The organism is Pseudomonas sp. GW101-3H06 (genome assembly GCF_059424605.1).
Window position 1 is genome coordinate 4,769,916 of sequence record NZ_JBWKZO010000001.1, and the last position, 21,599, is coordinate 4,791,514.

The following is a 21,599-nucleotide window of genomic DNA, read 5'->3' on the forward strand; positions in this document are numbered from 1 at the left end:
CGACCGATAGACCGCATTCGCGAGCAGACTCGCTCCCACAGGGAAAAGCGAGCAGCGCTAAATAGACGTTTATTTAGTCCAGTCAGCCACGCGCTCAGGGTGCTTGGCCACCCAATCCTTCGCGGCTGCGTCAGGCTTGGCGCCTTCCTGGATCGCTAGCATGACTTCACCGATTTCGTCTTTCGAGGCCCACTGGAAGTTTTTCAGGAACTTGGCCACTTCCGGCGCCTTGGTTGCCAGCTCTTTGCTACCGATGCTGTTCACGGTTTCGGCCGCGCCATACACGCCTTTCGGGTCTTCGAGGAAGCGCAGTTTCCACTTGGCGAACATCCAGTGCGGCACCCAACCGGTCACGGCAATGGATTCGTTTTTCTTCTCGGCGCGAGTCAGCTCGGCAATCATGCCGGCGCCGGAACTGGCCTTGAGTTGATAGCCAGTCAGGTCATAGTCCTTGATCGCCTGTTCGGTCTTGAGCATCACGCCCGAACCGGCGTCGATGCCGACGATGCGTTTTTTGAAGCTGTCGTCGGTTTTCAAGTCGTCAAGCGACTGGGCCTTGACGTACTCCGGCACGATCAGACCGATTTTCGCGTCCTTGAAGTTCGGACCATAGTCGACGACTTGATCCTTGTTCTTCGTCCAGTAATCGCCGTGGGTCACCGGCAGCCAGGCCGACAGCATGGCGTCAAGTTTGCCGGTAGCCACGCCTTGCCACATGATCCCGGTAGCGACCGCTTGCAGCTTCACGTCATAACCGAGTTTCTGCTTGATCACTTCAGCCGCTACGTGAGTGGTCGCGACGCTGTCGGACCAGCCGTCAACGTAACCGATGCTCAGGGTCTGGGTTGCTGCGCTGGCGAATGTGGAGCCCATCGCAAGCGCCAGAGCGGCACCTGCGCCTAAAAGTCGTCGCATCTTCATCGTTACTTCCCCGAAAGTGCTGCGCTCGACGGGTGCCGAGTCGCTTCAACGTATTGTTATGGTGCACAGCGCCCCCATCACGCCCACCGCAAACTCTTTCGATCATCAGCGGAGTACTGACGCCTTCGATAATCAACCTGACAGTCATTGCGACCTGCTCTGCCAGCGACCTCAAGGCATCGAGAAACGACATCAGAACGCCATTAAACCCGCGCCAGACAAACGCCTCGGGCAATCCGCCCGAACTTTGCATGTCAAAATCATGCAGGCCACCAAGCACGCGAAAAATACAGGTAACATGCGCCGCTTTGCTCCCAGACGGCCTGACCATGCCCGCGACATCCCGCTTTCCTTTTTTTGCTTATCTTTTCGCCTGTCTGCTGGGGCTTTTTGCCTTTGGCGGCTTTTGGTACGGCCTGGGCAAACCGGTGATCCTGCCGGACGTCGCCACCCCGACGCACAAGCTGCAATGCGCCTCCTACACCCCGTTCGACAAAGACCAGTCGCCGTTCGATGTGCCGTTCAACTTGCGCCCCGAGCGCATGGACGCCGACCTTGCGTTGCTGGCCAAAAGTTTCGAATGCATCCGCACCTACTCCATGACCGGTCTCGACGCCCTGCCCGATCTGGCGCGCAAGCATGGGTTGAAAATGATGATCGGGGCCTGGGTCAACAGTAATCCAGTCGACACCGCCAAAGAAGTCGACCTGCTGATTGCTTCTGCAAACGCTAACGCGGACGTAGTGACCTCGGTGATCGTCGGCAACGAAACCCTCTTGCGCAAGGAAATCACCGGATCACAGTTGGTCAGGCTAATTGAAAAGGTTAAAAGCCAAGTCAAACAGCCCGTCACTTATGCCGACGTTTGGGAGTTCTGGCAGAAGCACCCTGAAGTCGCCCCAGCGGTAGACTTCATCACTATCCACCTGCTGCCGTACTGGGAAGATCATCCTTCGAACATTGACGTTGCCTTGTCGCAAGTTGCCGATATTCGTCATATGTTCGGCAAAATGTTCGCCCCCAAGGACGTGATGATCGGCGAAACCGGCTGGCCAAGCGAAGGCCGCCAGCGTAAAACCGCCCTGCCGAGCCGGGTCAACGAAGCCAGGTTCATTCGTGGTTTTGTCGCCATGGCCGAGCAGCAAGGTTGGCACTACAACCTGATCGAAGCCTTCGACCAACCGTGGAAACGTGCCAGCGAAGGTGCGGTCGGTGGTTACTGGGGGCTGTTCGATGCCGACCGTCAGGACAAAGGTGTACTGGCCGGGCCAGTGTCGAACGTACCTTACTGGTCGCAGTGGCTGATGGTGGGCAGCTTGATCTTCCTCGGCACGTTGATCCTCGGCGGCCGTGTGCGCAGCACTCGCGCGGCGCTGGTGCTGCCGCTGCTGGGCGCCCTGGCGGCTTGCTCGATTGGCGCCTGGGGTGATCTGGCCCGCGTCACCACGCGTTTTGCCAGTGAATGGCTGTGGGTCGCGTTGCTGACGGCGCTGAACCTGTTGATACTGACTCACGTCGCACTGACATTGAGCCCTCGCACCGGGTGGCGTGGATGGGCATTCAATGTGCTCGAACGTCGATCAGGCTGGTTGTTGGCGGTGACAGGGTTTGCCGCGGCGGTGACGATGCTGGAACTGGTATTCGACCCACGCTATCGCAGCTTCCCGAGCGTGGCGTTCATCGTCCCGGCGCTGGTCTATCTGTGCCGTCCGGTGAGCGCACCGCGCCGGGAGATTACGCTGCTGACCTTCATCATCGGCGCCGGCATTGCGCCGCAGTTGTACCGCGAAGGGCTGGAGAACCAGCAGGCCTGGGGCTGGGCGCTGGTGAGTGTGTTGATGGTGGTGGCGTTGTGGCGGAGTTTGCGGGTTCGCAAGGCTTAAGCTTTCAGCGTGCTTGCCAACCTCTTCGCGAGCAGTCTCGCTCCCACACTGGATTTTCATTCACAAATAATGTGTTCGATGGAGATCAACTGTGAGAGCGAGCCTGCTCGCGAAGGCAGACTATCAGGCGCTACGGGGAGCCCTGACCAACCGCAACCCCGCAATCACCACCGCAAACACCGCCAACGTCGTGTTGTACAACGCCAGCGCCGGGAACCCGAACACCAGCGCCAGCACCGCCAGCCACCACCCTGCCCGCCCTGGCATCACAAAGCCGATCAACGCAGCGATCAACGCAGTCCAGCCCAAAATCGCGAAGTGAATCATCAGCCCCAGGTTCGAACGAACCTGACATTCCCAACGATTCGCCTCATCCACGCAGATACCCACCCATTGCGCGTCTTCCATGAAGCCATAACGCGCGCCATAACTGGCGGCCAGCCAAAACGGCAGCAAAACAAGCAACAAAATCACGGGCAGACGGCGGGACATGAAGCACTCCAATAAAGCGAAAACGGCGGCCAGCTTAATCGCCCGGCGGCCTTACGCAAGCACTAACAACTGTTAACTGGTCATGCAATCGCTGCAAAGTGTATCGTCCAGCTACTATTACTCCGAATTAGGCCTGTTTGGTGCCGATGCGTGGCACTTTGGCGCAAATCCAGTGGTCATAGCCTGCGAACTTCATTCGGCACCTTCCTTTAAGGAATCCAGTCATGCTCCGTTCCTTGCGCTTCGCCGCCCTGTTTGGCGGCCTTATCTTGAGTGCGTCCGCGCTGGCGGTGGATATCGATGCCGCCAGTTATGGCTATCCGCTGAGCAACCCATTCGAGGCGACCATCGCCACGACGCCTCCGGATCTGCGTCCGGACCTGCCACTGGACGATGACATCGATCAGTCGGATCGCAGCCTCACCTTGCGCCCGGAGCGTCAATTCGAGCTTCCAGACAACTTCTGGCCGGTCAAGAAACTCACCTATCGCATCGCCACGCAAGGCAAAGCCGCACCGCTGATCTTTCTGATCGCCGGCACCGGCGCGCGCTATGACAGCAGCCTGAACGAATACCTGAAAAAGCTTTACTACAAGGCCGGCTATCACGTGGTGCAATTGTCATCACCCACCAGCTTCGACTTCATGAGCGCCGCCTCACGTTTTGCCACCCCCGGTATCACCAAGGACGACGCCGAAGACATGTACCGGGTGATGCAGGCTGTACGCGCGCAGAACCCAAAGCTGCCGGTCACTGAGTATTACCTGACAGGCTATAGCCTCGGCGCGCTGGATGCGGCATTCGTGGCCCATCTGGACGAAACCCGCCGCAGCTTCAATTTCAAGAAAGTGTTGCTGCTCAATCCTCCGGTCAACCTGTACACCTCGATCACCAACCTGGACAAGCTTGTACAAACGGAGGTCAAGGGCATCACCAATACGACCACCTTCTACGAGCTGGTGCTGAATAAACTGACCCGTTACTTCCAGCAGAAGGGCTACATCGATCTCAACGATGCACTGCTCTACGACTTCCAACAGTCCAAGCAACACCTGACCAACGAACAGATGGCCATGTTGATCGGCACGTCGTTCCGCTTCTCGGCGGCCGACATCGCCTTCACGTCGGATCTGATCAACCGCCGCGGCCTCATCACTCCACCGAAAACACCAATCACCGAAGGCACCAGCATGACGCCGTACCTCAAGCGTGCGCTGCAATGTGACTTCGACTGCTACATCACCGAGCAGGTCATTCCGATGTGGCGCGCCCGTACCGACGGCGGCAGCCTGCTGCAACTGATTGATCAGGTGAGTCTGTATGCGCTGAAGGACTACCTGCACGACAGCCCGAAAATTGCCGTCATGCACAACGCCGACGACGTCATCCTCGGTCCCGGAGACCTCGGTTTCCTGCGCAAGACCTTTGGTGATCGCCTGACCGTTTACCCGCTGGGCGGCCACTGCGGCAACCTTAACTACCGCGTCAACAGCGACGCCATGCTGGAGTTCTTCCGTGGCTAAATACCTCCTGCTTATCGCCGCGTTACTCTGCACAACCGCTGCCAATGCCGACAACAGCAAAGCCAATGCCCCGGTGGTGGTCGACAGTGACGGCTTCAAGGAACCGTTGAGCAAACTCAAATTCAACCCGGGCCTGGATCAGCGCGAGTTCGAGCGCTCGACGCTCAGCGCGCTGAACGTCTACGACCCACTGGAAGAGTGGAACCGCCGCGTCTACCACTTCAACTATCGCTTCGACCAATGGGTGTTCCTGCCGGTGGTCGATGGCTATCGCTACATCACGCCAAGCTTCTTGCGCACCGGTGTCAGCAACTTCTTCAACAACATCGGCGACGTGCCGAACCTGCTCAACAGTCTGTTGCAGTTCAAGGGCCAGCGCTCGATGGAAATTACCGGGCGCCTGCTGCTCAACACCACCATCGGCATCGCCGGCCTGTGGGACCCGGCCACGGCCATGGGCTTGCCACGCCAGAACGAAGACTTTGGCCAGACCCTGGGCTTTTACGGTGTTCCAGGCGGCGCCTATTTCATATTGCCGATCCTCGGTCCGTCGAACCTGCGTGACACGGGCGGGCTGGTGGTCGATTTCAGCGCCGAGTCAGCCATCAACTTCCTCAACGTTGCCGAAGTCAGTTCCAACCATCCCGAGGTGTGGATTCTGCGTGGCGTCGACAAGCGCTACCAGACGAGCTTCCGTTATGGCCAGCTGAACTCGCCGTTCGAGTATGAGAAGGTGCGTTACGTGTACACCGAGTCGCGCAAGTTGCAGATTGCCGAGTAATCCTGCGAACACAAAACACTGTGGGAGCGGGCTTGCTCGCTCCCACAGTGGATCGTACTGCCAGGTTCAGCCCTTCAACGCTTTCCAGATTTTGCTGGCAGCCATCACCCCCACCAACACCACCGCGCCCGCCACAATCCCTGCCAGCCCGTTAAGCAACGTCGGCACGATAAACCCGGCACCACCCGCCCCTGCGCTGACGTTCTCGATCCAGTGATGCACCACGGGTACACCATGGGTGAGGATGCCGCCACCGACCAGGAACATCGCCGCCGTGCCGATCACCGACAGGCTTTTCATCATGTACGGTGCCGCTCGCAGAATTCCTGCGCCAATGCTTTTGGCTAGCTGGCCCGGCTTCTGGGTCAGCCACAGACCCAGGTCATCGAGTTTGACGATACCCGCCACCAACCCGTAGACGCCGACAGTCATGACGATGGCGATGCCCGAGAGCACAACGACTTGTTGGGTCAGCGCCGAGTCGGCCACGACGCCCAGGGTGATGGCGATGATTTCCGCCGAAAGAATAAAGTCGGTGCGGATCGCGCCCTTGATCTTGTCCTTTTCGAACGCCACCAGATCGACTGAAGGGTCTGCCACCGCCTCGACCAGTTCGGCATGTTCAGCCTGATCTTCAGCCTTGCTGTGCAGAAACTTGTGGGCGAGCTTCTCGAAACCCTCGTAGCACAGGTATGCGCCACCGACCATCAACAACGGTATGACCAGCCACGGAATGAACGCACTGATGGCCAATGCCGACGGCACCAGGATCAGCTTGTTGATGAACGAGCCCTTGGCAACGGCCCATACCACGGGGATTTCCCGTTCGGCACGTACGCCGCTGACCTGCTGGGCATTGAGTGCCAGATCGTCGCCGAGCACGCCGGCCGTCTTCTTGGCGGCCATTTTGGTCATCAACGCCACATCGTCCAACACGGCGGCGATGTCGTCGATCAGCAACAGCAAACTGCTTCCTGCCATGAATCGGGTTTCCTTCTGCAATGAATGCCGTGCAGCATAGCGCGGCCCGGCGCCGCACGGAGCATTCTTGAGCGCCGCCAAAGGCCGGTGCTACCATGCGCAACCGCCAGAACAGGCAAGGAACCACCTGGTTTATGAGCACTATCCGCGAGCGCAACAAACAACTGATCCTGCGTGCCGCCAGTGAGGAATTTGCCGACAAGGGCTTCGCTGCGACCAAAACCAGCGACATCGCAGCCAAGGCGGGATTGCCCAAGCCCAACGTCTACTACTACTTCAAATCCAAGGAAAACCTCTACCGCGAGGTGCTGGAAAGCATCATCGAGCCGATCCTCCAGGCCTCGACCCCGTTCAACCCTGATGGCGTGCCCAGCGAAGTGCTGAGTGGCTACATCCGCTCGAAGATCCGTATCTCCCGCGACCTGCCGTTTGCCTCCAAAGTGTTCGCCAGTGAAATCATGCACGGTGCCCCACACCTGAGCGCCGACCTGGTCGAACAGCTCAACGGCCAGGCCAAACACAATATCGACTGCATCCAGACCTGGATCGACCGCGGCCAGATCGCCCCCATCGACCCCAACCACCTGATGTTCAGCATCTGGGCCGCGACCCAGACCTACGCCGACTTCGACTGGCAAATCACCGCCATCACCGGCAAGGCCAGGCTGGATGAAGACGACTATGAAGCGGCGGCGCAGACGATCATCCGGTTGGTGCTCAAGGGGTGTGAGCCGGATCGGTAGACCGCAGGGCGCACCCAATCGCTGGCAGGCTGACGCCCACAAATGGATCTGAAGATCAGAGATCCCCTGTGGGAGCCAGCCTGCTGGCGATAGCGGTAACTCAATCAACCATTCATCAAGCTACCACCCCCGCATCCGCCCTCAACCCCAACGCCTCGATCGCAGTGATCGCACACTGCTCATCCACATCCGACAGATCCCCGCTGATCCCCACTGCCCCCAGCACGTTCCCTCCCTGATCACGAATCAGCACACCGCCCGGTGCCGGGACGACGCTGCCTTGTCCCAGGCTGTTCAAAGCGGCGATGAACGCCGGGCGTTGCTGAGCATCCAGCGCCAGCAGGCGTGAGCCTTTGCCCAGCGCGATGGCGCCCCAGGCTTTGCCGATGGCGACTTGCGGACGCAGCAGACTGGCGCCGTCTTCACGTTGCAGGGTGATCAGGTGCCCACCGGCATCCAACACCGCGATGGTCAGGGGGGCCGCGGAAATGGCACGCCCCGCGTTGATGGCCTCGTTGACCAGGTTGACTGCGACTTTCAAGGTTAAAGCGCTCATGGTGCCGTCCTCATTTTGTTTTTAGGAAAGCCGGTGGACTGCGCACTGGTGCCGCGTCCGATGCGACAAATAGAACACAATGAATTATTTTTTTGTATACAATAATTATCGAAAAGCGCCACATGCGACGAAAAGCCACAGTAGATTGGGCTTCCGACGAATGAAACGAGTGCTTGATAAAATGGATTGACCTGCGCCGTCCGCCGTGAATACACTCTGCGCAAAGCCACTTGTATACAATTACAAAACGTAAAGAGGCACAAAACCATGAGCAAAATGAGAGCAATCGAAGCCGCCGTTCTGGTGATGCGCCGTGAAGGGGTTGATACCGCTTTTGGCATCCCGGGTGCCGCCATCAACCCGCTGTACTCCGCCCTGCAAAAGGTCGGCGGCATCGATCACGTCCTCGCTCGCCACGTTGAAGGCGCGTCGCACATGGCCGAGGGCTACACCCGCACCAAAGCCGGCAACATCGGCGTGTGCATCGGCACCTCCGGTCCTGCCGGTACCGACATGGTCACCGGGCTGTACAGCGCCTCGGCCGACTCGATTCCGATCCTTTGCATTACCGGCCAGGCACCCCGCGCCCGTATGCACAAGGAAGACTTCCAGGCTGTCGACATCACCAGCATCGTCAAGCCGGTGACCAAGTGGGCGACCACCGTTCTGGAACCGGGCCAGGTGCCTTACGCGTTTCAAAAGGCGTTCTATGAAATGCGCTCCGGCCGTCCAGGCCCGGTGCTGATCGACCTGCCGTTCGACGTGCAGATGGCGGAAATCGAATTCGACATCGACGCCTACCAGCCGCTGCCACTGGCCAAACCGAGCGCGACCCGCATTCAGGTAGAAAAAGCCCTGGCGCTGCTGGATCAGGCCGAACGTCCGTTGCTGGTGGCCGGTGGTGGCATCATCAATGCCGATGCCAGCGACCTGCTGGTGGAATTCGCCGAGCTGACCGGGATTCCGGTCATCCCGACCCTGATGGGCTGGGGCACCATCCCCGACGATCACCCGCTGATGGTCGGCATGGTCGGCCTGCAGACTTCGCACCGCTACGGCAACGCCACCCTGCTCAAGTCTGACGTGGTGCTGGGCATCGGTAACCGCTGGGCCAACCGTCACACCGGTTCGGTCGATGTGTACACCGAAGGCCGCAAGTTCATACACGTCGACATCGAAGGCACCCAGATCGGCCGCGTATTCACCCCGGACCTGGGCATTGTGTCCGACGCCGCTGCTGCGCTGACCGTGTTCATCGAAGTCGCCCGCGAGTGGCAAGCCGCCGGCAAGCTGAAAAACCGCAGCGCCTGGCTGCAAGACTGCCAGCAACGCAAATCCAGCCTGCAGCGCAAGACTCACTTCGACAACGTGCCGGTCAAGCCGCAGCGGGTTTACGAAGAGATGAACCAGGTGTTTGGCAAGGACACTTGCTACGTCAGCACCATCGGTCTGTCGCAGATCGCCGGCGCACAGTTCCTGCACGTCTACAAACCGCGTCACTGGATCAACTGCGGTCAGGCAGGTCCGTTGGGCTGGACCATTCCGGCGGCGCTGGGCGTGGTCAAGGCGGATCCGACGCGTAAAGTCGTGGCGCTGTCTGGCGACTATGACTTCCAGTTCATGATCGAAGAATTGGCGGTGGGCGCGCAGTTCAAGCTGCCGTACATTCATGTCGTAGTGAACAACTCGTACCTGGGTCTGATCCGTCAGGCACAACGCGGTTTCGAGATGGACTACTGCGTGCAGCTGTCCTTCGATAACCTGAACGCGCCGGAGCTCAACGGTTATGGCGTCGATCACGTCGCAGTTGCCGAAGGCCTGGGCTGCAAGGCACTGCGTGTATTCGAGCCGGCGGACATCGCCCCTGCCCTGCGCAAGGCCGAAGAGATGATCGAGGAGTTCAAGGTTCCGGTGATCGTCGAGATTATCCTGGAACGCGTGACCAATATTTCCATGGGTACCGAAATCAACGCCGTCAACGAATTCGAAGACCTGGCGCTGGTCGGCAACGACGCACCGACGGCGATTTCGTTGCTCGATTAACAGCTGATCGCGTCCCCTGTGTGGGAGCGGGCTTGCTCGCGAAGGCGGCTTCGCATTCAACACAAATGTTGACTGACACACCGTTTTCGCGAGCAAGCCCGCTCCCACAGGGAAGCTCAATCATATTTGGGAGACCACCATGCCGCGTTTCGCAGCCAACCTGTCCATGCTGTTCACCGAACAGGATTTCCTCGCCCGTTTCGAAGCGGCCGCCAAGGCCGGCTTCACCGGTGTCGAATACCTGTTCCCGTACGACTTCAGCTCCGCCGAAATCAAGGCCAGGCTCGACGCCAACGGCCTGACCCAAGTGCTGTTCAACTTGCCGGCCGGTGACTGGGGCAAGGGCGAGCGCGGTATCGCCTGCCTGCCCGACCGCGTTGAAGAGTTCCGCGCCGGGGTCGACCTGGCCATCGCTTACGCGCAGGTGCTGGGCAACACCCAGGTCAACTGCCTGGCCGGCATTCGTCCACAAGGCGTCGACGATGCCACCGTGGAAAAAACCTTCGTTGCCAACCTCAAGTACGCGGCCGACAAGCTTCAGGCAGCGGGCATCAAACTGGTGATGGAAGCGATCAACACCCGCGATATTCCGGGCTTCTACCTGAACAACACGGCGCAAGCCCTGTCGATTCGCGAACAGGTCGGCAGCGCCAATCTGTTCCTGCAATACGACATCTATCACATGCAAATCATGGAGGGCGACCTGGCCCGCACCCTGCAATCGCACCTGGGCGAGATCAACCACATCCAGTTGGCCGACAACCCGGGACGCAATGAACCGGGCACCGGTGAAATCAATTACCGCTTCCTGTTCGAACACCTGGACCGCATCGGGTATCAGGGTTGGGTCGGCTGTGAATACAAGCCGCTGACCACCACTGAAGCGGGTCTGGGCTGGCTCAAAACCCATAACGCAATCTGACACAGATCCCCTGTGGGAGCGGGCTTGCTCGCTCCCACAAAAAGGCAGTTCCCTATTTGCTTGAAGCAGCAATAAAAACAAGAGGATTTTCTCATGGCTAAAATCGGATTTATCGGCACCGGCATCATGGGCCACCCAATGGCGGCGAATCTGCAGAAAGCCGGTCACAGCCTGTTCCTGTCGGCGCACCACGACGCCGCGCCAGCCGACCTGGTCGCTGCTGGCGCCGTTGCCCTGGCGAACCCGAAAGAAGTCGCGCAAGAAGCCGAATTCATCATCGTCATGGTTCCGGATACCCCGCAAGTCGATGACGTGCTGTTCCGCGCTGACGGCGTTGCCGCTGGTATCGGTAAAGGCAAAATCGTGATCGACATGAGCTCGATCTCGCCAACCGCCACCAAAGCCTTCGCTGCCAAAATCAACGAAAAAGGCGCGCAGTACCTCGACGCACCAGTGTCCGGCGGTGAAGTCGGCGCCAAAGCCGCGACCCTGAGCATCATGGTCGGTGGCGATGCCGATGCCTTCGAACGCGCTCTGCCGCTGTTCCAGGCCATGGGCAAGAACATCACCCTGGTCGGTGGCAATGGCGACGGTCAGACCGCGAAAGTGGCCAACCAGATCATCGTAGCGCTGAACATCCAGGCGGTGGCTGAAGCCCTGTTGTTCGCCTCGAAAAACGGCGCCGATCCCGCCAAGGTGCGTGAAGCGCTGATGGGTGGTTTCGCTTCATCGAAGATCCTCGAAGTACACGGCGAGCGCATGATCAAAGGCACCTTCGATCCGGGCTTCCGCATCAGCCTGCACCAGAAGGACCTGAACCTGGCCCTGCAAGGCGCCAAGGAACTGAACATCAACCTGCCAAACACCGCCAACGCCCAGCAAGTGTTCAGCACCTGCGCGGCCATCGGTGGCAGCAACTGGGACCACTCGGCGCTGATCAAAGGCCTGGAACACATGGCGAACTTCTCGATTCGCGACAAGAAGTAAGCCCTGCCTGAACCTGTGGGAGCCAGCCTGCTGGCGATGAAATCAACGCGGTGTGTCTGATAGACCTCAGCGCCTGAATCGCCAGCAGGCTGGCTCCCACAAGGTTCCGGGTTGCTCCACCCTCCAATAACAAGAATTCCGGGAGCCCGCCATGTCGGTCGATCCGCAACAATTCCTGCGCGAGCTGTTCGCCACAGCCATCGACGCGGCCCATCCTCAACAAGTCCTCGAAGCCCACCTGCCCGCCGATCGCAGCGGTCGGGTGATCGTCATCGGTGCCGGTAAAGCCGCGGCCGCCATGGCCCAGGTGGTCGAGCGTTGCTGGCAGGGTGAAGTGTCCGGTCTGGTGGTGACGCGCTACGGTCACGGCGCGCCGTGCGAAAAAATCGAAGTGGTCGAAGCTGCGCATCCGGTTCCGGACGCCGCGGGACAAGCTGTCACCAAACGGGTATTCGAACTGGTCAGCGACCTGAGCGAAAAAGACCGTGTGATCTTCCTGCTGTCCGGTGGCGGTTCGGCGCTGCTCGCACTTCCGGCCGCAGGCATCACCCTGGCCGACAAGCAGTCGATCAACAAAGCCCTGCTCAAATCCGGCGCCTCCATCGGCGAGATGAACTGCGTGCGCAAGCACCTCTCGGCGATCAAGGGCGGACGTCTGGGCAAGGCCTGCTGGCCGGCAACCGTTTACACCTATGCGATTTCCGATGTACCGGGCGACCTCGCCACGGTCATCGCTTCCGGCCCTACCGTGGCCGACCCAAGTACCTCGGCCGAAGCCCTGGCGATCCTCAAGCGCTACGGCATTGAAGTACCGGCCTCAGTGCGTGCCTGGTTGCAAAGTCCGGAATCGGAAACCGTCAAACCCGGCGACCCGAGCCTGGCCCGCAGTCACTTCCAGCTGATCGCCCGCCCGCAACAATCACTGGAAGCGGTGGCGGTGAAATGCCGTCAGGCCGGATTCAGCCCGCTGATCCTCGGCGACCTGGAAGGCGAATCGCGCGAAGTGGCGAAAGTTCACGCCGGCATCGCCCGTCAGGTGGTGCAGCACGGTCAACCGTTGGCGGCCCCCTGCGTGATTCTCTCCGGCGGCGAAACCACCGTCACCGTGCGCGGTAATGGCCGGGGCGGACGCAACGCCGAATTCCTGCTGAGCCTGACCGACAGCCTCAAGGGCTTGCCGGGCGTCTACGCCCTGGCCGGCGACACCGATGGCATCGACGGCTCCGAAGACAACGCCGGCGCGATCATGACCCCGGACAGCTACGCCCGCGCCGCCGCACTGGGCCTGAGCGCCAGCGACGAGTTGGACAACAACAACGGCTATGGCTACTTCGAGGCGCTGGACGCACTGATCGTCACCGAGCCGACTCGTACCAACGTCAATGACTTGCGCGCCATCCTGATTCTCGAGAGCCCTAAACATGACGCCTGATAAGAAGGTCAAAATCCTCGCTACCCTGGGGCCTGCCATCGGCGGGATCGACGACATCCGTGAACTGGTGCAGGCCGGGGTCAACATCTTTCGCCTGAATTTCAGCCACGGTGATCATGCCGATCACGCCCAGCGCTATCAGTGGATTCGCGAAGTCGAGCGCCAGTTGAATTATCCACTGGGCATTCTGATGGACCTGCAAGGCCCGAAACTGCGGGTCGGCAAGTTTGCCGAGGGCAAGGTGCAACTGGTGCGCGGCCAGGCCCTGCGTCTGGATCTGGATGCCACGCCGGGCGATGAACGCCGGGTCAACCTGCCGCACCCGGAAATCATCGCCGCGCTGGAGCCGGGCATGGACTTGCTGCTCGATGACGGCAAGCTGCGCCTGCGGGTAGTCACCAAGTACGCCGACGCCATCGACACCACGGTGCTCAACGGCGGCGAACTGTCGGATCGCAAAGGCGTGAATGTGCCGCAAGCCGTACTCGATCTGAGCCCGCTGACCGCCAAGGATCGCCGTGACTTGAGCTTCGGCCTGGAACTGGGTGTGGACTGGGTGGCACTGTCGTTCGTGCAGCGTCCGGATGACATTCGCGAAGCCCGCACACTGATCGGCGACAAAGCGTTTTTGATGGCCAAGATCGAAAAGCCCTCGGCGGTGACCCAGCTGCGGGAAATCGCCGAGCTGAGCGACGCAATCATGGTCGCTCGGGGCGATCTGGGCGTGGAAGTGCCGGCCGAAAGCGTGCCGCAAATTCAGAAGAACATCATCAGTACCTGCCGCCAGCTCGGCAAACCGGTGGTGGTGGCGACGCAGATGCTTGAATCGATGCGCTTCTCCCCGGCACCGACCCGCGCCGAGGTGACTGATGTGGCCAATGCTGTGGCCGAAGGGGCTGACGCGGTGATGCTGTCGGCAGAAACTGCATCCGGTGAATATCCGCTCGAAGCCGTGCAGATGATGAGCAAAATCATCCGCCAGGTGGAAAACGGTCCGGACTATCAAGCCCAGCTCGACGTCAGCCGACCGAAAGCCGAAGCCACGGTTTCCGATGCGATCAGCTGCGCGATCCGCCGTATCAGCAACGTGCTGCCGGTGGCGGTGCTGGTGAACTACAGCGAGTCAGGCACCTCGAGCCTGCGGGCGGCGCGGGAACGGCCAACCGTACCGATCCTCAACCTGACGCCAAACCTGCAGACCGCGCGCCGCTTGACCGTGGCGTGGGGGGTGCATTCGGTGGTCAATGATCGTCTGCGTCAGGTGGATGAAGTGTGTTCCACGGCGCTGGAAATCGCCCAGGCCCAAGGCATGGCGCAGCGTGGCGACACGTTATTGATCACGGCGGGTGTGCCGTTTGGGCAGCCGGGGTCGACTAACTCTCTGCGTATCGAGACGTTGATCTAGAGCGCCCACCGGCCTCATCGCCAGCAGGCTGGCTCCCACATTGGTTTTGTGTCGATCACGGAATCAAGACTGAACAGAGATTCAGTGTGGGAGCCAGCCTGCTGGCGATGCAGGTGACTCGGTTTCATTGACCTTTCAGAACTGCCATGCCTGCCAACCACTTCAACACCCACTGCCCCGACTGGGCCGAGGCTTTGCTCAACGGCTTCAGTCAAATATTCCTTCAGCGCCATCCGCTCTGCGGCTTGCTGTGCCTTTGCGCCATCCTGTTCACTGCGCCCGCGTTGCTTGGCGGTGCGTTGCTAGGGGGCGTCGCCGGATTGCTCACGGCGCAACGGCGCAACTATGCAAAGGCCGATCGCCAGGCGGGATTGTTCAGCTACAACGGCGTATTGATTGGCCTGTTACTGAGCCTGTACTTCCCGTGGTCGGCGATGATGCCGCCACTGATTCTGGCAGCCGGCGGCTTGAGTGCGATGATCACTCAACAGTGGCTCAAGCGTACCCGCGTCAACCAATACGTACCCGCCTACACCGCACCGTTCGTGGGCCTGAGCTGGTTGCTGCTGTGCGTCGCCGCCCCCTCGGTACCGACACCTTTGATCGAACTGAACTCACCTAACCTGTTTGCCGCATTGCTAAAAGGTATTGGCCAGGTGATGTTCCTCGACCATCCGCTGGCCGGGGCGATGATTGCCGCCGGCTTGCTGATCGCCGATCGTCGAGCGTTCTGTTGGGCGCTGATGGCCTCGTTCCTCGGCCTCGGCTCCAGTCTGCTGCACCACGAGACCGGCACCGCCCTGCTCGGCTTGGGCGGCTACAACGCCGTGCTGGCCGCCCTCGCCTTCAGCGCGCAACGCCAGCAACCCTGGCTGCCACTGCTGGGCATCGTATTGGCGCTGTTGCTGACGCCAATCTTTGCCGCCGCTGGACTGGCCACACTCACCGCCCCCTTTATTCTCGCCTGCTGGCTGATCCGCGCCGGTATTCAGATGCTGGGCAAAACCACTGTCGACAGCGCGTCTTGCGCTCACGGGGACAATCAACCTAGGCTGCGCTGATCATTGAGTCAGGCGTTATCCATGGACAGCAGCAAAAATTGGCGTGAACAGCTTTACGTCATGATTTTCCAGAGCGACACCAAGGCCGGCCGGCGCTTCGACGGTATTCTGCTGTTGATCATCCTCGCCAGCCTGGTGATCGTGATGCTCGACAGCATCGACACCATCCACCAGAACTACGCCGATGTGCTGGCCTACATCGAGTGGGGCTTCACGGTTATCTTCCTCGGCGAGTACATCCTGCGCCTGTATTGTTCGCCCAAGCCGCTGCGTTATGCCTTCAGTTTTTATGGCCTGGTGGATTTGCTGGCCATCGTGCCCGGCATCCTTGCGCTGTATTACGCCGATGCGCAGTACCTGCTGATTATCCGGATCATCCGGATGCTGCGGATTTTCCGGGTGCTCAAGCTTAGCCCGTACCTCAAGCAAGCCAACTACCTGATGTCGGCGCTGCGCGGCAGCAAGCAGAAGATCGTGGTGTTTCTGGTCAGCGTCTGCACCCTGGTGACGGTGTTCGGCACGCTGATGTATGTGATCGAAGGCCCGGAGCACGGCTTCACCAGCATTCCCAAAGGCATCTATTGGGCGATCGTGACCCTGACCACCGTGGGCTTTGGCGACATCGTGCCGAAGACCCCGCTGGGCCAGGTGATTTCGTCGCTGGTGATGATCACCGGTTATTCGATTATTGCTGTGCCCACCGGGATTTTCACCGCCGAACTGGCCAACGCCATGCGCGGCGAACAGCTGCAACACGACTGCCCGGTGTGTCGGAAAAACAACCATGAACATGGCGCCGCGTTTTGTTCTCGTTGCGGCAACGCATTGTTTAAAAAACTGGAATAAGCAAAGAGCTTTTTAATCTTTAAAGGCCTATGTGAGCCCGGCTATAGTCGCTGGCAAATGGCTTCAATCTTTAATAAAAATGTTCTCGAACAAGGAATGCGCAGTGAAAAAACTCTTTGGCGCCTCACTTCTGGCCGCTGGCCTGGCCCTGACCAGCGTGGCTCAGGCCGCACCGACCCTGCTTAACGTGTCCTACGACGTGATGCGCGATTTCTACAAGGACTACAACACTGCGTTCCAGAAACACTGGCAAGCCCAGCACAACGAAAACATCACCCTGCAGATGTCCTTTGGCGGTTCCAGCAAACAAGCGCGTTCGGTCATCGACGGCTTGCCGGCTGATGTCATCACCATGAACATGGCCACCGACATCAATGCCCTGGCGGACAACGGCAAACTGATCCCGGACAACTGGGTCACGCGCCTGCCAAACAACAGTGCGCCCTTCACCTCGGCCACCGTCTTCATCGTGCGCAAAGACAACCCGAAAGCCTTGAAAGATTGGCCAGACCTGCTCAAGGACGGCGTACAAGTGATCGTGCCGAACCCGAAAACCTCGGGTAATGGTCGCTACACCTATCTGTCGGCCTGGGGCTACGTGCTGAAGAATGGCGGCGACGAGAACAAGGCCAAAGACTTCGTCGGCAAACTGTTCAAGCAAGCACCGGTGCTCGATACCGGTGGCCGTGCCGCTACCACCACCTTCATGACCAACCAGATCGGCGACGTGCTGGTGACCTTCGAAAACGAAGCGGAAATGATTGCCCGCGAGTTTGGTCGCGACCAGTTCGAAGTGATCTACCCAAGCGTCTCCGCCGAAGCCGAGCCACCGGTATCGGTGGTCGACAAATCGGTCGACAAGAAAGGCACCCGCGCCGCCGCCGAGGAATATCTGAAGTACCTGTGGTCGCCGGAGGGCCAGGAAATCGCCGCCGCCAACTACCTGCGTCCACGTGATCCGGCAGTGCTGGCCAAGTACACCGACCGCTTCCCGAAAGTGGACTTCCTGTCGGTGGAGAAGACCTTCGGTGACTGGCGCACCGTGCAGAAAACCCACTTCAACGATGGTGGGATTTTCGATCAAATCTATACCCAGTAAACACTGAACGCCCCCTCTGTGGGAGCGAGCCTGCTCGCTCCCACAGGTTTTACCTCCAGCGTTCAGCTCAGATTCCCGCAGAAAATCGGTTGGTGACCATCGGCCGGGCTTTCACGCACCACCAACGCATAGCCCCCCGCTCGAAGCGTCTCGACCGGTACGGGTGCGCTTTTCCAGAAATATTGCATGGACGCTTGCGAATAGAACCGCGCATTCGGGCCGTCATTCATGTCGTAGGCCGGTTTGGCCCCCAGACGTCCACAGCTTCCCGGGTAAATGTAGGCCTGCAAACGACCTGGTAATGCGCTACCCATTGATTCTCCACTGACAGCAAACCAGAACACGGTTGCTTGCCCGTCAGGCATCATGATTGGCCGGGCGATATTCCCGGCATTGATGGAAGTAGCGTTCAGGGGAACGTTGGTGACTTGGCGATCGGGCACTGTCGAACACCCGGAGATCGTCCCAACCGCTACCACCAACGCCAGCGAAGATACGATTTTCATCGTGATACTCCCGCTTTGTAAGGACGCGTTGAAGTGATCCCCCTGTAGATTTTAGCTATCGCGCAAAAGCCGGCATTTCTTCGGATGGTCGGTCGCTTGTGATGAGCGAGAACATAAGCAGGCTATCGAACAAGATGTAAGTGAATGTATCATCAGCCCTGATATTTTGATTCGACGGTCATCGGCGAACGACACGCTCGCTCGTCACTCATTCCGCAATGGAATGACTGCTATCACTCCAATCTCTCTTCCGCCGTTTTGATCAGACCATTAGCCTGCGCGCATTCCCTTCTGTTGAGCGAGATACGTTATGAATCCAGCGACTCAGGTGCCCCACGGCACCGCCACAATGACCCGAGGCATGGTGCTGCTGTTCGCCTTCTGTTGCGGCGCGATCGTGGCCAACATCTACTACGCGCAGCCCATCATCGGCCTGATCGCCCCGGACGTCGGCCTGACCAGCACCCTGGCCAGTTTCATCGTTTCGCTGACCCAGATCGGCTATGCGCTTGGCCTGTTCTTTCTGGTGCCGTTGGGGGACTTGCTGGAGAACCGCCGCTTGATGATCATCACCACGGTGGTGGCGATTGCCAGTCTGTTGGGCGCTGCATTCACCGATCAACCGAATGTGTTTTTGTTGATTTCGCTACTGGTGGGCTTCAGTTCGGTGTCGGTACAGATCCTTATTCCGCTGGCCGCACACCTCGCGCCTGAAGAATCTCGTGGTCGCGTGGTCGGCGGGATCATGGGCGGTTTGCTGCTGGGGATTCTGTTGGCGAGACCGGTGTCCAGCGTGGTCGCTGACCACCTCGGCTGGCGGGCGATGTTTGTGATCGCGGCGCTGCTGATGGCGGCGATCAGTATCGTGCTGGCCGTGACCATTCCCAAGCGCCAACCAGATCACAGTGCTTCGTATGGCCAGTTGCTCGGCTCGCTCTGGACACTGTTGTGCCAGCAACCGGTTCTGGGTCAGCGCGCGTTTTACCAAGGCTGCATGTTCGCCACGTTCAGCCTGTTCTGGACTGCGGTGCCACTGGAGCTGGCGCGCAATCATGGCTTGTCGCAATCGCAGATCGCGATTTTCGCCCTGGTCGGTGCCATTGGTGCCATCGCTGCGCCCATCGCCGGTCGGCTGGCCGATGCAGGTCACACCCGCATCGCGTCCTTGCTGGCGCTGCTGTTCGCCAGCCTGAGCTTCCTGCCGGCGTTCATCCATCCGGTCTACAGCGTTATCGGCCTGGCCGTGACCGGGGTGGTACTCGACTTCTGTGTGCAGATGAACATGGTCCTCGGCCAACGCGCGGTCTACGCCCTCGACGCCAAAAGCCGCAGCCGCCTGAATGCGCTGTACATGACCAGCATCTTCATCGGTGGGGCATTCGGTTCTTCGGTGGCCAGTGCCGTGTATGAGCATGGCGGCTGGTTGTGGATCGTCGTGGTGGGCAGTGCGTTTCCATTGGTGGCGTTGGTGCGGTTCTTGAGTGTTTCAGAGAAGCGTTCTTTGGCGACGGCATAAAACGCTAAAAGCTTTCGTCGGATCGCCGCCCGGAGCTGGCTCCGGGCGGCGATCCGACGAGGGCGATTCGACTGACACAACTCAATACCGAACCAGCTTCTCCATCGCCGCATCCGCCAGAAACGACGAACGGCTTTTGACGTTGTGTTCACGCACATAGCGGTCAATTCGCTGGATCACATAGCCCGGCAGCGTCACGTTGACCTTTTCGGTCTTGCCCAGATACGGCGAGATATCCAGCTCCAGCATCCCCCACCCCATATCGGCAAACTCCGGATTGCCACGGTGCTCGGCTGCGGAAGTCGGCATCGGAATCGTCCCCCCGTCCGCCGCGATCTCCTGAAGCAGGATGTGGGCAATCTCGACCGCCGCGTTGTAGGCATCTTCAAAGCTATCCCCGGCGGTTACCGCGCCTGGAATATCGGGGATCTGGATACCGATGGCGGTGTTCTCATCGCCCCACTCGATACAGATTGGATATTGCATTATGGATCTCCTGCGTAACTGGCCAGCGGGCAAAAAAGCCCGGCTCGCCTTCTGATGCTCTTGACCGTCCCGACCGGCAAATCCTTTTTCGGATGGGGAACGGGAATCGTGTATGGGTTGTAACGGTGGGTGAAGATGTGATGACTTCCGGTGATCCGATCCAATGTCCAACCTGCCTCCATCAACTCCTTGATCAGTAGCCTGCTCTGCACCATCCGCCTCCTTGCTCCGGCATGAATAAAAGTAACTCCAGAGTTATCTTTACTCAAGCACAAAAACCTGCAACTCGACGTTCGGTTGTTTTACGGGGTGTGATTGAAGAGTTGTCGTGGTTCGAGGTTCACCTGACAGCATCAATCCATTGTGGGAGCGAGCCTGCTCGCGATAGGGTCACTACATTCAACATCATCATCGAGATATAGACCGCATTCGTCGGAACGCCGCCCGGACCCGGCTCGCTCCCACAAAAGCGGTCCGATAACGTTCACAACTGCATAAGGACCTTGGATGGACCGCCTCGCCGCAATGGAAACTTTCGTCTACGTGGTAGAAACCGGCTCGTTTTCCGCCGCCGCACGTCGCCTGAATATCGGTCAACCCGCGGTATCGAAAACCATCGCACAGCTCGAATCGCGTCTGGCGGTGCGGTTGTTGTTGCGCTCAACCCGCGGCCTGACACCCACCGAAGCAGGCCTGGCCTTTTTCGAACGGGCCAAGCGCGCCATCGAAGAAGCCGACGAGGCCGACAATGCTGCTCGCGGTGCGGCCAGTGGGCTGACCGGCAATCTGCGTATCTGCACCGCCGTGACCTTCGGCCGGCTGCACATCGTCCCGCACCTGGGGCCGTTTCTCGAACGGAACCCGGAACTGAACATCGACTTGATGCTCGATGATCGCAACGTCAACCTGGTGGAAGAAGGCGTCGATGTTGCCCTGCGCATGGGCGCCTTGAGCGACTCGAGCCTCACCGCCCGCAAGATCGCCGAATGCCGGCGCGTGGTGCTGGGTACGCCGACCTATTTCGAACAACAGGGTGAGCCCACCTGCCCCGCTGACTTGAGCAAGCACCAGGCGGTCGTCTACACCCTGAGCGGCGGTGCCAACTGGTCGCTCAAGAGGGCTGGCATAGAACAATCGGTCGTTATTAGCGGCCGTATCCGAGTCAACGCCGCCGAGGGTCTGCGGGCTGCGGTACTGGCCCATCAGGGGCTGACCACGGCTTCTGAATGGATGTTTGCACCGGAGCTGGCCGACGGTTCGGTCAGGGAAGTGATGACTGACTGGACGCTGCCGAATCAGGACCTGTGGGCGGTTTTTCCTACGGGCAGGATGATCAGTGCCAAGGCTCGGGCGTTTGTGGAGTATGTGCAGGAATTGCTGATCAAGGAGGCATGAACGCAGGTCAGGTTAGCTGTC

At 59.5% G+C, this 21,599-nt stretch carries 21 protein-coding genes; 14 read left to right on the forward strand and 7 right to left on the reverse strand.

Annotated features, from left to right (window positions below; all coding sequences use genetic code 11):
* Positions 1 to 69: 69 nt before the first annotated feature.
* The gene (locus AC07ZE_RS21765; protein ID WP_207266589.1) at positions 70 to 921 is read right to left on the reverse strand and encodes a glycine betaine ABC transporter substrate-binding protein; all 852 of its coding nucleotides are present in this window, start codon (positions 919 to 921) and stop codon (positions 70 to 72) included.
* Between the two features lie 329 nt (positions 922 to 1,250).
* On the opposite strand from AC07ZE_RS21765, the gene AC07ZE_RS21770 reads away from it, so the two are divergent.
* Positions 1,251 to 2,804: a glycoside hydrolase family 17 protein gene (locus tag AC07ZE_RS21770; protein ID WP_219739420.1), complete on the forward strand. Its 1,554-nt coding sequence runs from the start codon at positions 1,251 to 1,253 to the stop codon at positions 2,802 to 2,804.
* Positions 2,805 to 2,927: 123 nt separating this feature from the next.
* Here the strand turns inward: AC07ZE_RS21770 and AC07ZE_RS21775 are convergent, their stop codons facing one another.
* The gene (locus AC07ZE_RS21775; protein WP_207266590.1) at positions 2,928 to 3,296 is read right to left on the reverse strand and encodes a hypothetical protein; all 369 of its coding nucleotides are present in this window, start codon (positions 3,294 to 3,296) and stop codon (positions 2,928 to 2,930) included.
* A 224-nt stretch (positions 3,297 to 3,520) separates the two neighbouring features.
* Here AC07ZE_RS21775 and AC07ZE_RS21780 point away from each other — a divergent pair, with 224 nt between their 5' ends.
* Positions 3,521 to 4,819 carry a serine/threonine protein kinase gene (locus AC07ZE_RS21780; protein WP_207266591.1) on the forward strand — a complete coding sequence of 433 codons (1,299 nt, stop codon included), beginning with the start codon at positions 3,521 to 3,523 and terminating at the stop codon, positions 4,817 to 4,819.
* Complete coding sequence (locus AC07ZE_RS21785) at positions 4,812 to 5,600, forward strand: MlaA family lipoprotein (RefSeq protein ID WP_207266592.1); 789 nt, start codon at positions 4,812 to 4,814, stop codon at positions 5,598 to 5,600. Before AC07ZE_RS21780 ends, AC07ZE_RS21785 begins: the two co-directional genes overlap by 8 nt.
* 66 nt (positions 5,601 to 5,666) lie before the next feature.
* On the opposite strand, the gene AC07ZE_RS21790 is transcribed toward AC07ZE_RS21785, so the two are convergent.
* Positions 5,667 to 6,581, reverse strand: coding sequence for a DUF808 domain-containing protein (locus AC07ZE_RS21790; protein WP_207266593.1), 915 nt, complete (start codon positions 6,579 to 6,581; stop codon positions 5,667 to 5,669).
* A 134-nt stretch (positions 6,582 to 6,715) separates the two neighbouring features.
* Here AC07ZE_RS21790 and AC07ZE_RS21795 point away from each other — a divergent pair, with 134 nt between their 5' ends.
* Positions 6,716 to 7,324, forward strand: a complete 609-nt coding sequence (locus AC07ZE_RS21795) for a TetR/AcrR family transcriptional regulator (protein WP_207266594.1) — start codon at positions 6,716 to 6,718, stop codon at positions 7,322 to 7,324.
* A 115-nt stretch (positions 7,325 to 7,439) separates the two neighbouring features.
* Here AC07ZE_RS21795 and AC07ZE_RS21800 read toward each other — a convergent pair whose 3' ends face one another.
* Entirely contained in the window at positions 7,440 to 7,880 is a 441-nt protein-coding gene (locus tag AC07ZE_RS21800; protein ID WP_207266595.1) for a GlcG/HbpS family heme-binding protein, read from the reverse strand.
* 267 nt (positions 7,881 to 8,147) lie between these two features.
* On the opposite strand from AC07ZE_RS21800, the gene gcl reads away from it, so the two are divergent.
* The 8 genes from gcl (at position 8,148) to AC07ZE_RS21840 (ending at position 17,675) form a co-directional block, all read left to right on the forward strand.
* Positions 8,148 to 9,923, forward strand: coding sequence for a glyoxylate carboligase (gene gcl / locus AC07ZE_RS21805; protein WP_095195666.1), 1,776 nt, complete (start codon positions 8,148 to 8,150; stop codon positions 9,921 to 9,923).
* A 139-nt stretch (positions 9,924 to 10,062) separates the two neighbouring features.
* Positions 10,063 to 10,845 carry a hydroxypyruvate isomerase gene (hyi, locus tag AC07ZE_RS21810; RefSeq protein ID WP_207266596.1) on the forward strand — a complete coding sequence of 261 codons (783 nt, stop codon included), beginning with the start codon at positions 10,063 to 10,065 and terminating at the stop codon, positions 10,843 to 10,845.
* Positions 10,846 to 10,938: 93 nt separating this feature from the next.
* Positions 10,939 to 11,832, forward strand: a complete 894-nt coding sequence (locus tag AC07ZE_RS21815) for a 2-hydroxy-3-oxopropionate reductase (RefSeq protein ID WP_095195668.1) — start codon at positions 10,939 to 10,941, stop codon at positions 11,830 to 11,832.
* A 151-nt stretch (positions 11,833 to 11,983) separates the two neighbouring features.
* Positions 11,984 to 13,264: a glycerate kinase type-2 family protein gene (locus AC07ZE_RS21820; RefSeq protein WP_207266597.1), complete on the forward strand. Its 1,281-nt coding sequence runs from the start codon at positions 11,984 to 11,986 to the stop codon at positions 13,262 to 13,264.
* Complete coding sequence (gene pyk / locus AC07ZE_RS21825) at positions 13,254 to 14,669, forward strand: pyruvate kinase (RefSeq protein ID WP_207266598.1); 1,416 nt, start codon at positions 13,254 to 13,256, stop codon at positions 14,667 to 14,669. Before AC07ZE_RS21820 ends, pyk begins: the two co-directional genes overlap by 11 nt.
* A 146-nt stretch (positions 14,670 to 14,815) precedes the next feature.
* Positions 14,816 to 15,730 carry an urea transporter gene (locus tag AC07ZE_RS21830; RefSeq protein WP_207266599.1) on the forward strand — a complete coding sequence of 305 codons (915 nt, stop codon included), beginning with the start codon at positions 14,816 to 14,818 and terminating at the stop codon, positions 15,728 to 15,730.
* 21 nt (positions 15,731 to 15,751) lie between these two features.
* On the forward strand, positions 15,752 to 16,576 hold the full coding sequence (locus tag AC07ZE_RS21835) for an ion transporter (RefSeq protein ID WP_207266600.1): 825 nt from the start codon (positions 15,752 to 15,754) through the stop codon (positions 16,574 to 16,576).
* Between the two features lie 103 nt (positions 16,577 to 16,679).
* Positions 16,680 to 17,675, forward strand: coding sequence for a sulfate ABC transporter substrate-binding protein (locus AC07ZE_RS21840; RefSeq protein WP_207266601.1), 996 nt, complete (start codon positions 16,680 to 16,682; stop codon positions 17,673 to 17,675).
* A 62-nt stretch (positions 17,676 to 17,737) separates the two neighbouring features.
* On the opposite strand, the gene AC07ZE_RS21845 is transcribed toward AC07ZE_RS21840, so the two are convergent.
* Positions 17,738 to 18,181 (reverse strand): hypothetical protein, encoded by a 444-nt coding sequence (locus AC07ZE_RS21845; protein ID WP_207266602.1) that lies wholly within the window; start codon positions 18,179 to 18,181, stop codon positions 17,738 to 17,740.
* A gap of 310 nt (positions 18,182 to 18,491) precedes the next feature.
* On the opposite strand from AC07ZE_RS21845, the gene AC07ZE_RS21850 reads away from it, so the two are divergent.
* A complete protein-coding gene (locus tag AC07ZE_RS21850; protein WP_207266603.1) occupies positions 18,492 to 19,697 on the forward strand; it encodes an MFS transporter in 1,206 nt (401 codons plus the stop codon).
* A gap of 81 nt (positions 19,698 to 19,778) precedes the next feature.
* Here AC07ZE_RS21850 and AC07ZE_RS21855 read toward each other — a convergent pair whose 3' ends face one another.
* Together AC07ZE_RS21855 and AC07ZE_RS21860 are read right to left on the reverse strand one after the other, a co-directional pair.
* A complete protein-coding gene (locus AC07ZE_RS21855; RefSeq protein ID WP_137805418.1) occupies positions 19,779 to 20,183 on the reverse strand; it encodes a type II toxin-antitoxin system HicB family antitoxin in 405 nt (134 codons plus the stop codon).
* Positions 20,183 to 20,395 (reverse strand): type II toxin-antitoxin system HicA family toxin, encoded by a 213-nt coding sequence (locus AC07ZE_RS21860; RefSeq protein WP_137805485.1) that lies wholly within the window; start codon positions 20,393 to 20,395, stop codon positions 20,183 to 20,185. The genes AC07ZE_RS21855 and AC07ZE_RS21860 overlap by 1 nt, the downstream gene beginning before the upstream one ends.
* A 295-nt stretch (positions 20,396 to 20,690) precedes the next feature.
* On the opposite strand from AC07ZE_RS21860, the gene AC07ZE_RS21865 reads away from it, so the two are divergent.
* A complete protein-coding gene (locus AC07ZE_RS21865; protein WP_207266604.1) occupies positions 20,691 to 21,578 on the forward strand; it encodes a LysR family transcriptional regulator in 888 nt (295 codons plus the stop codon).
* Positions 21,579 to 21,599 lie beyond the last annotated feature (21 nt).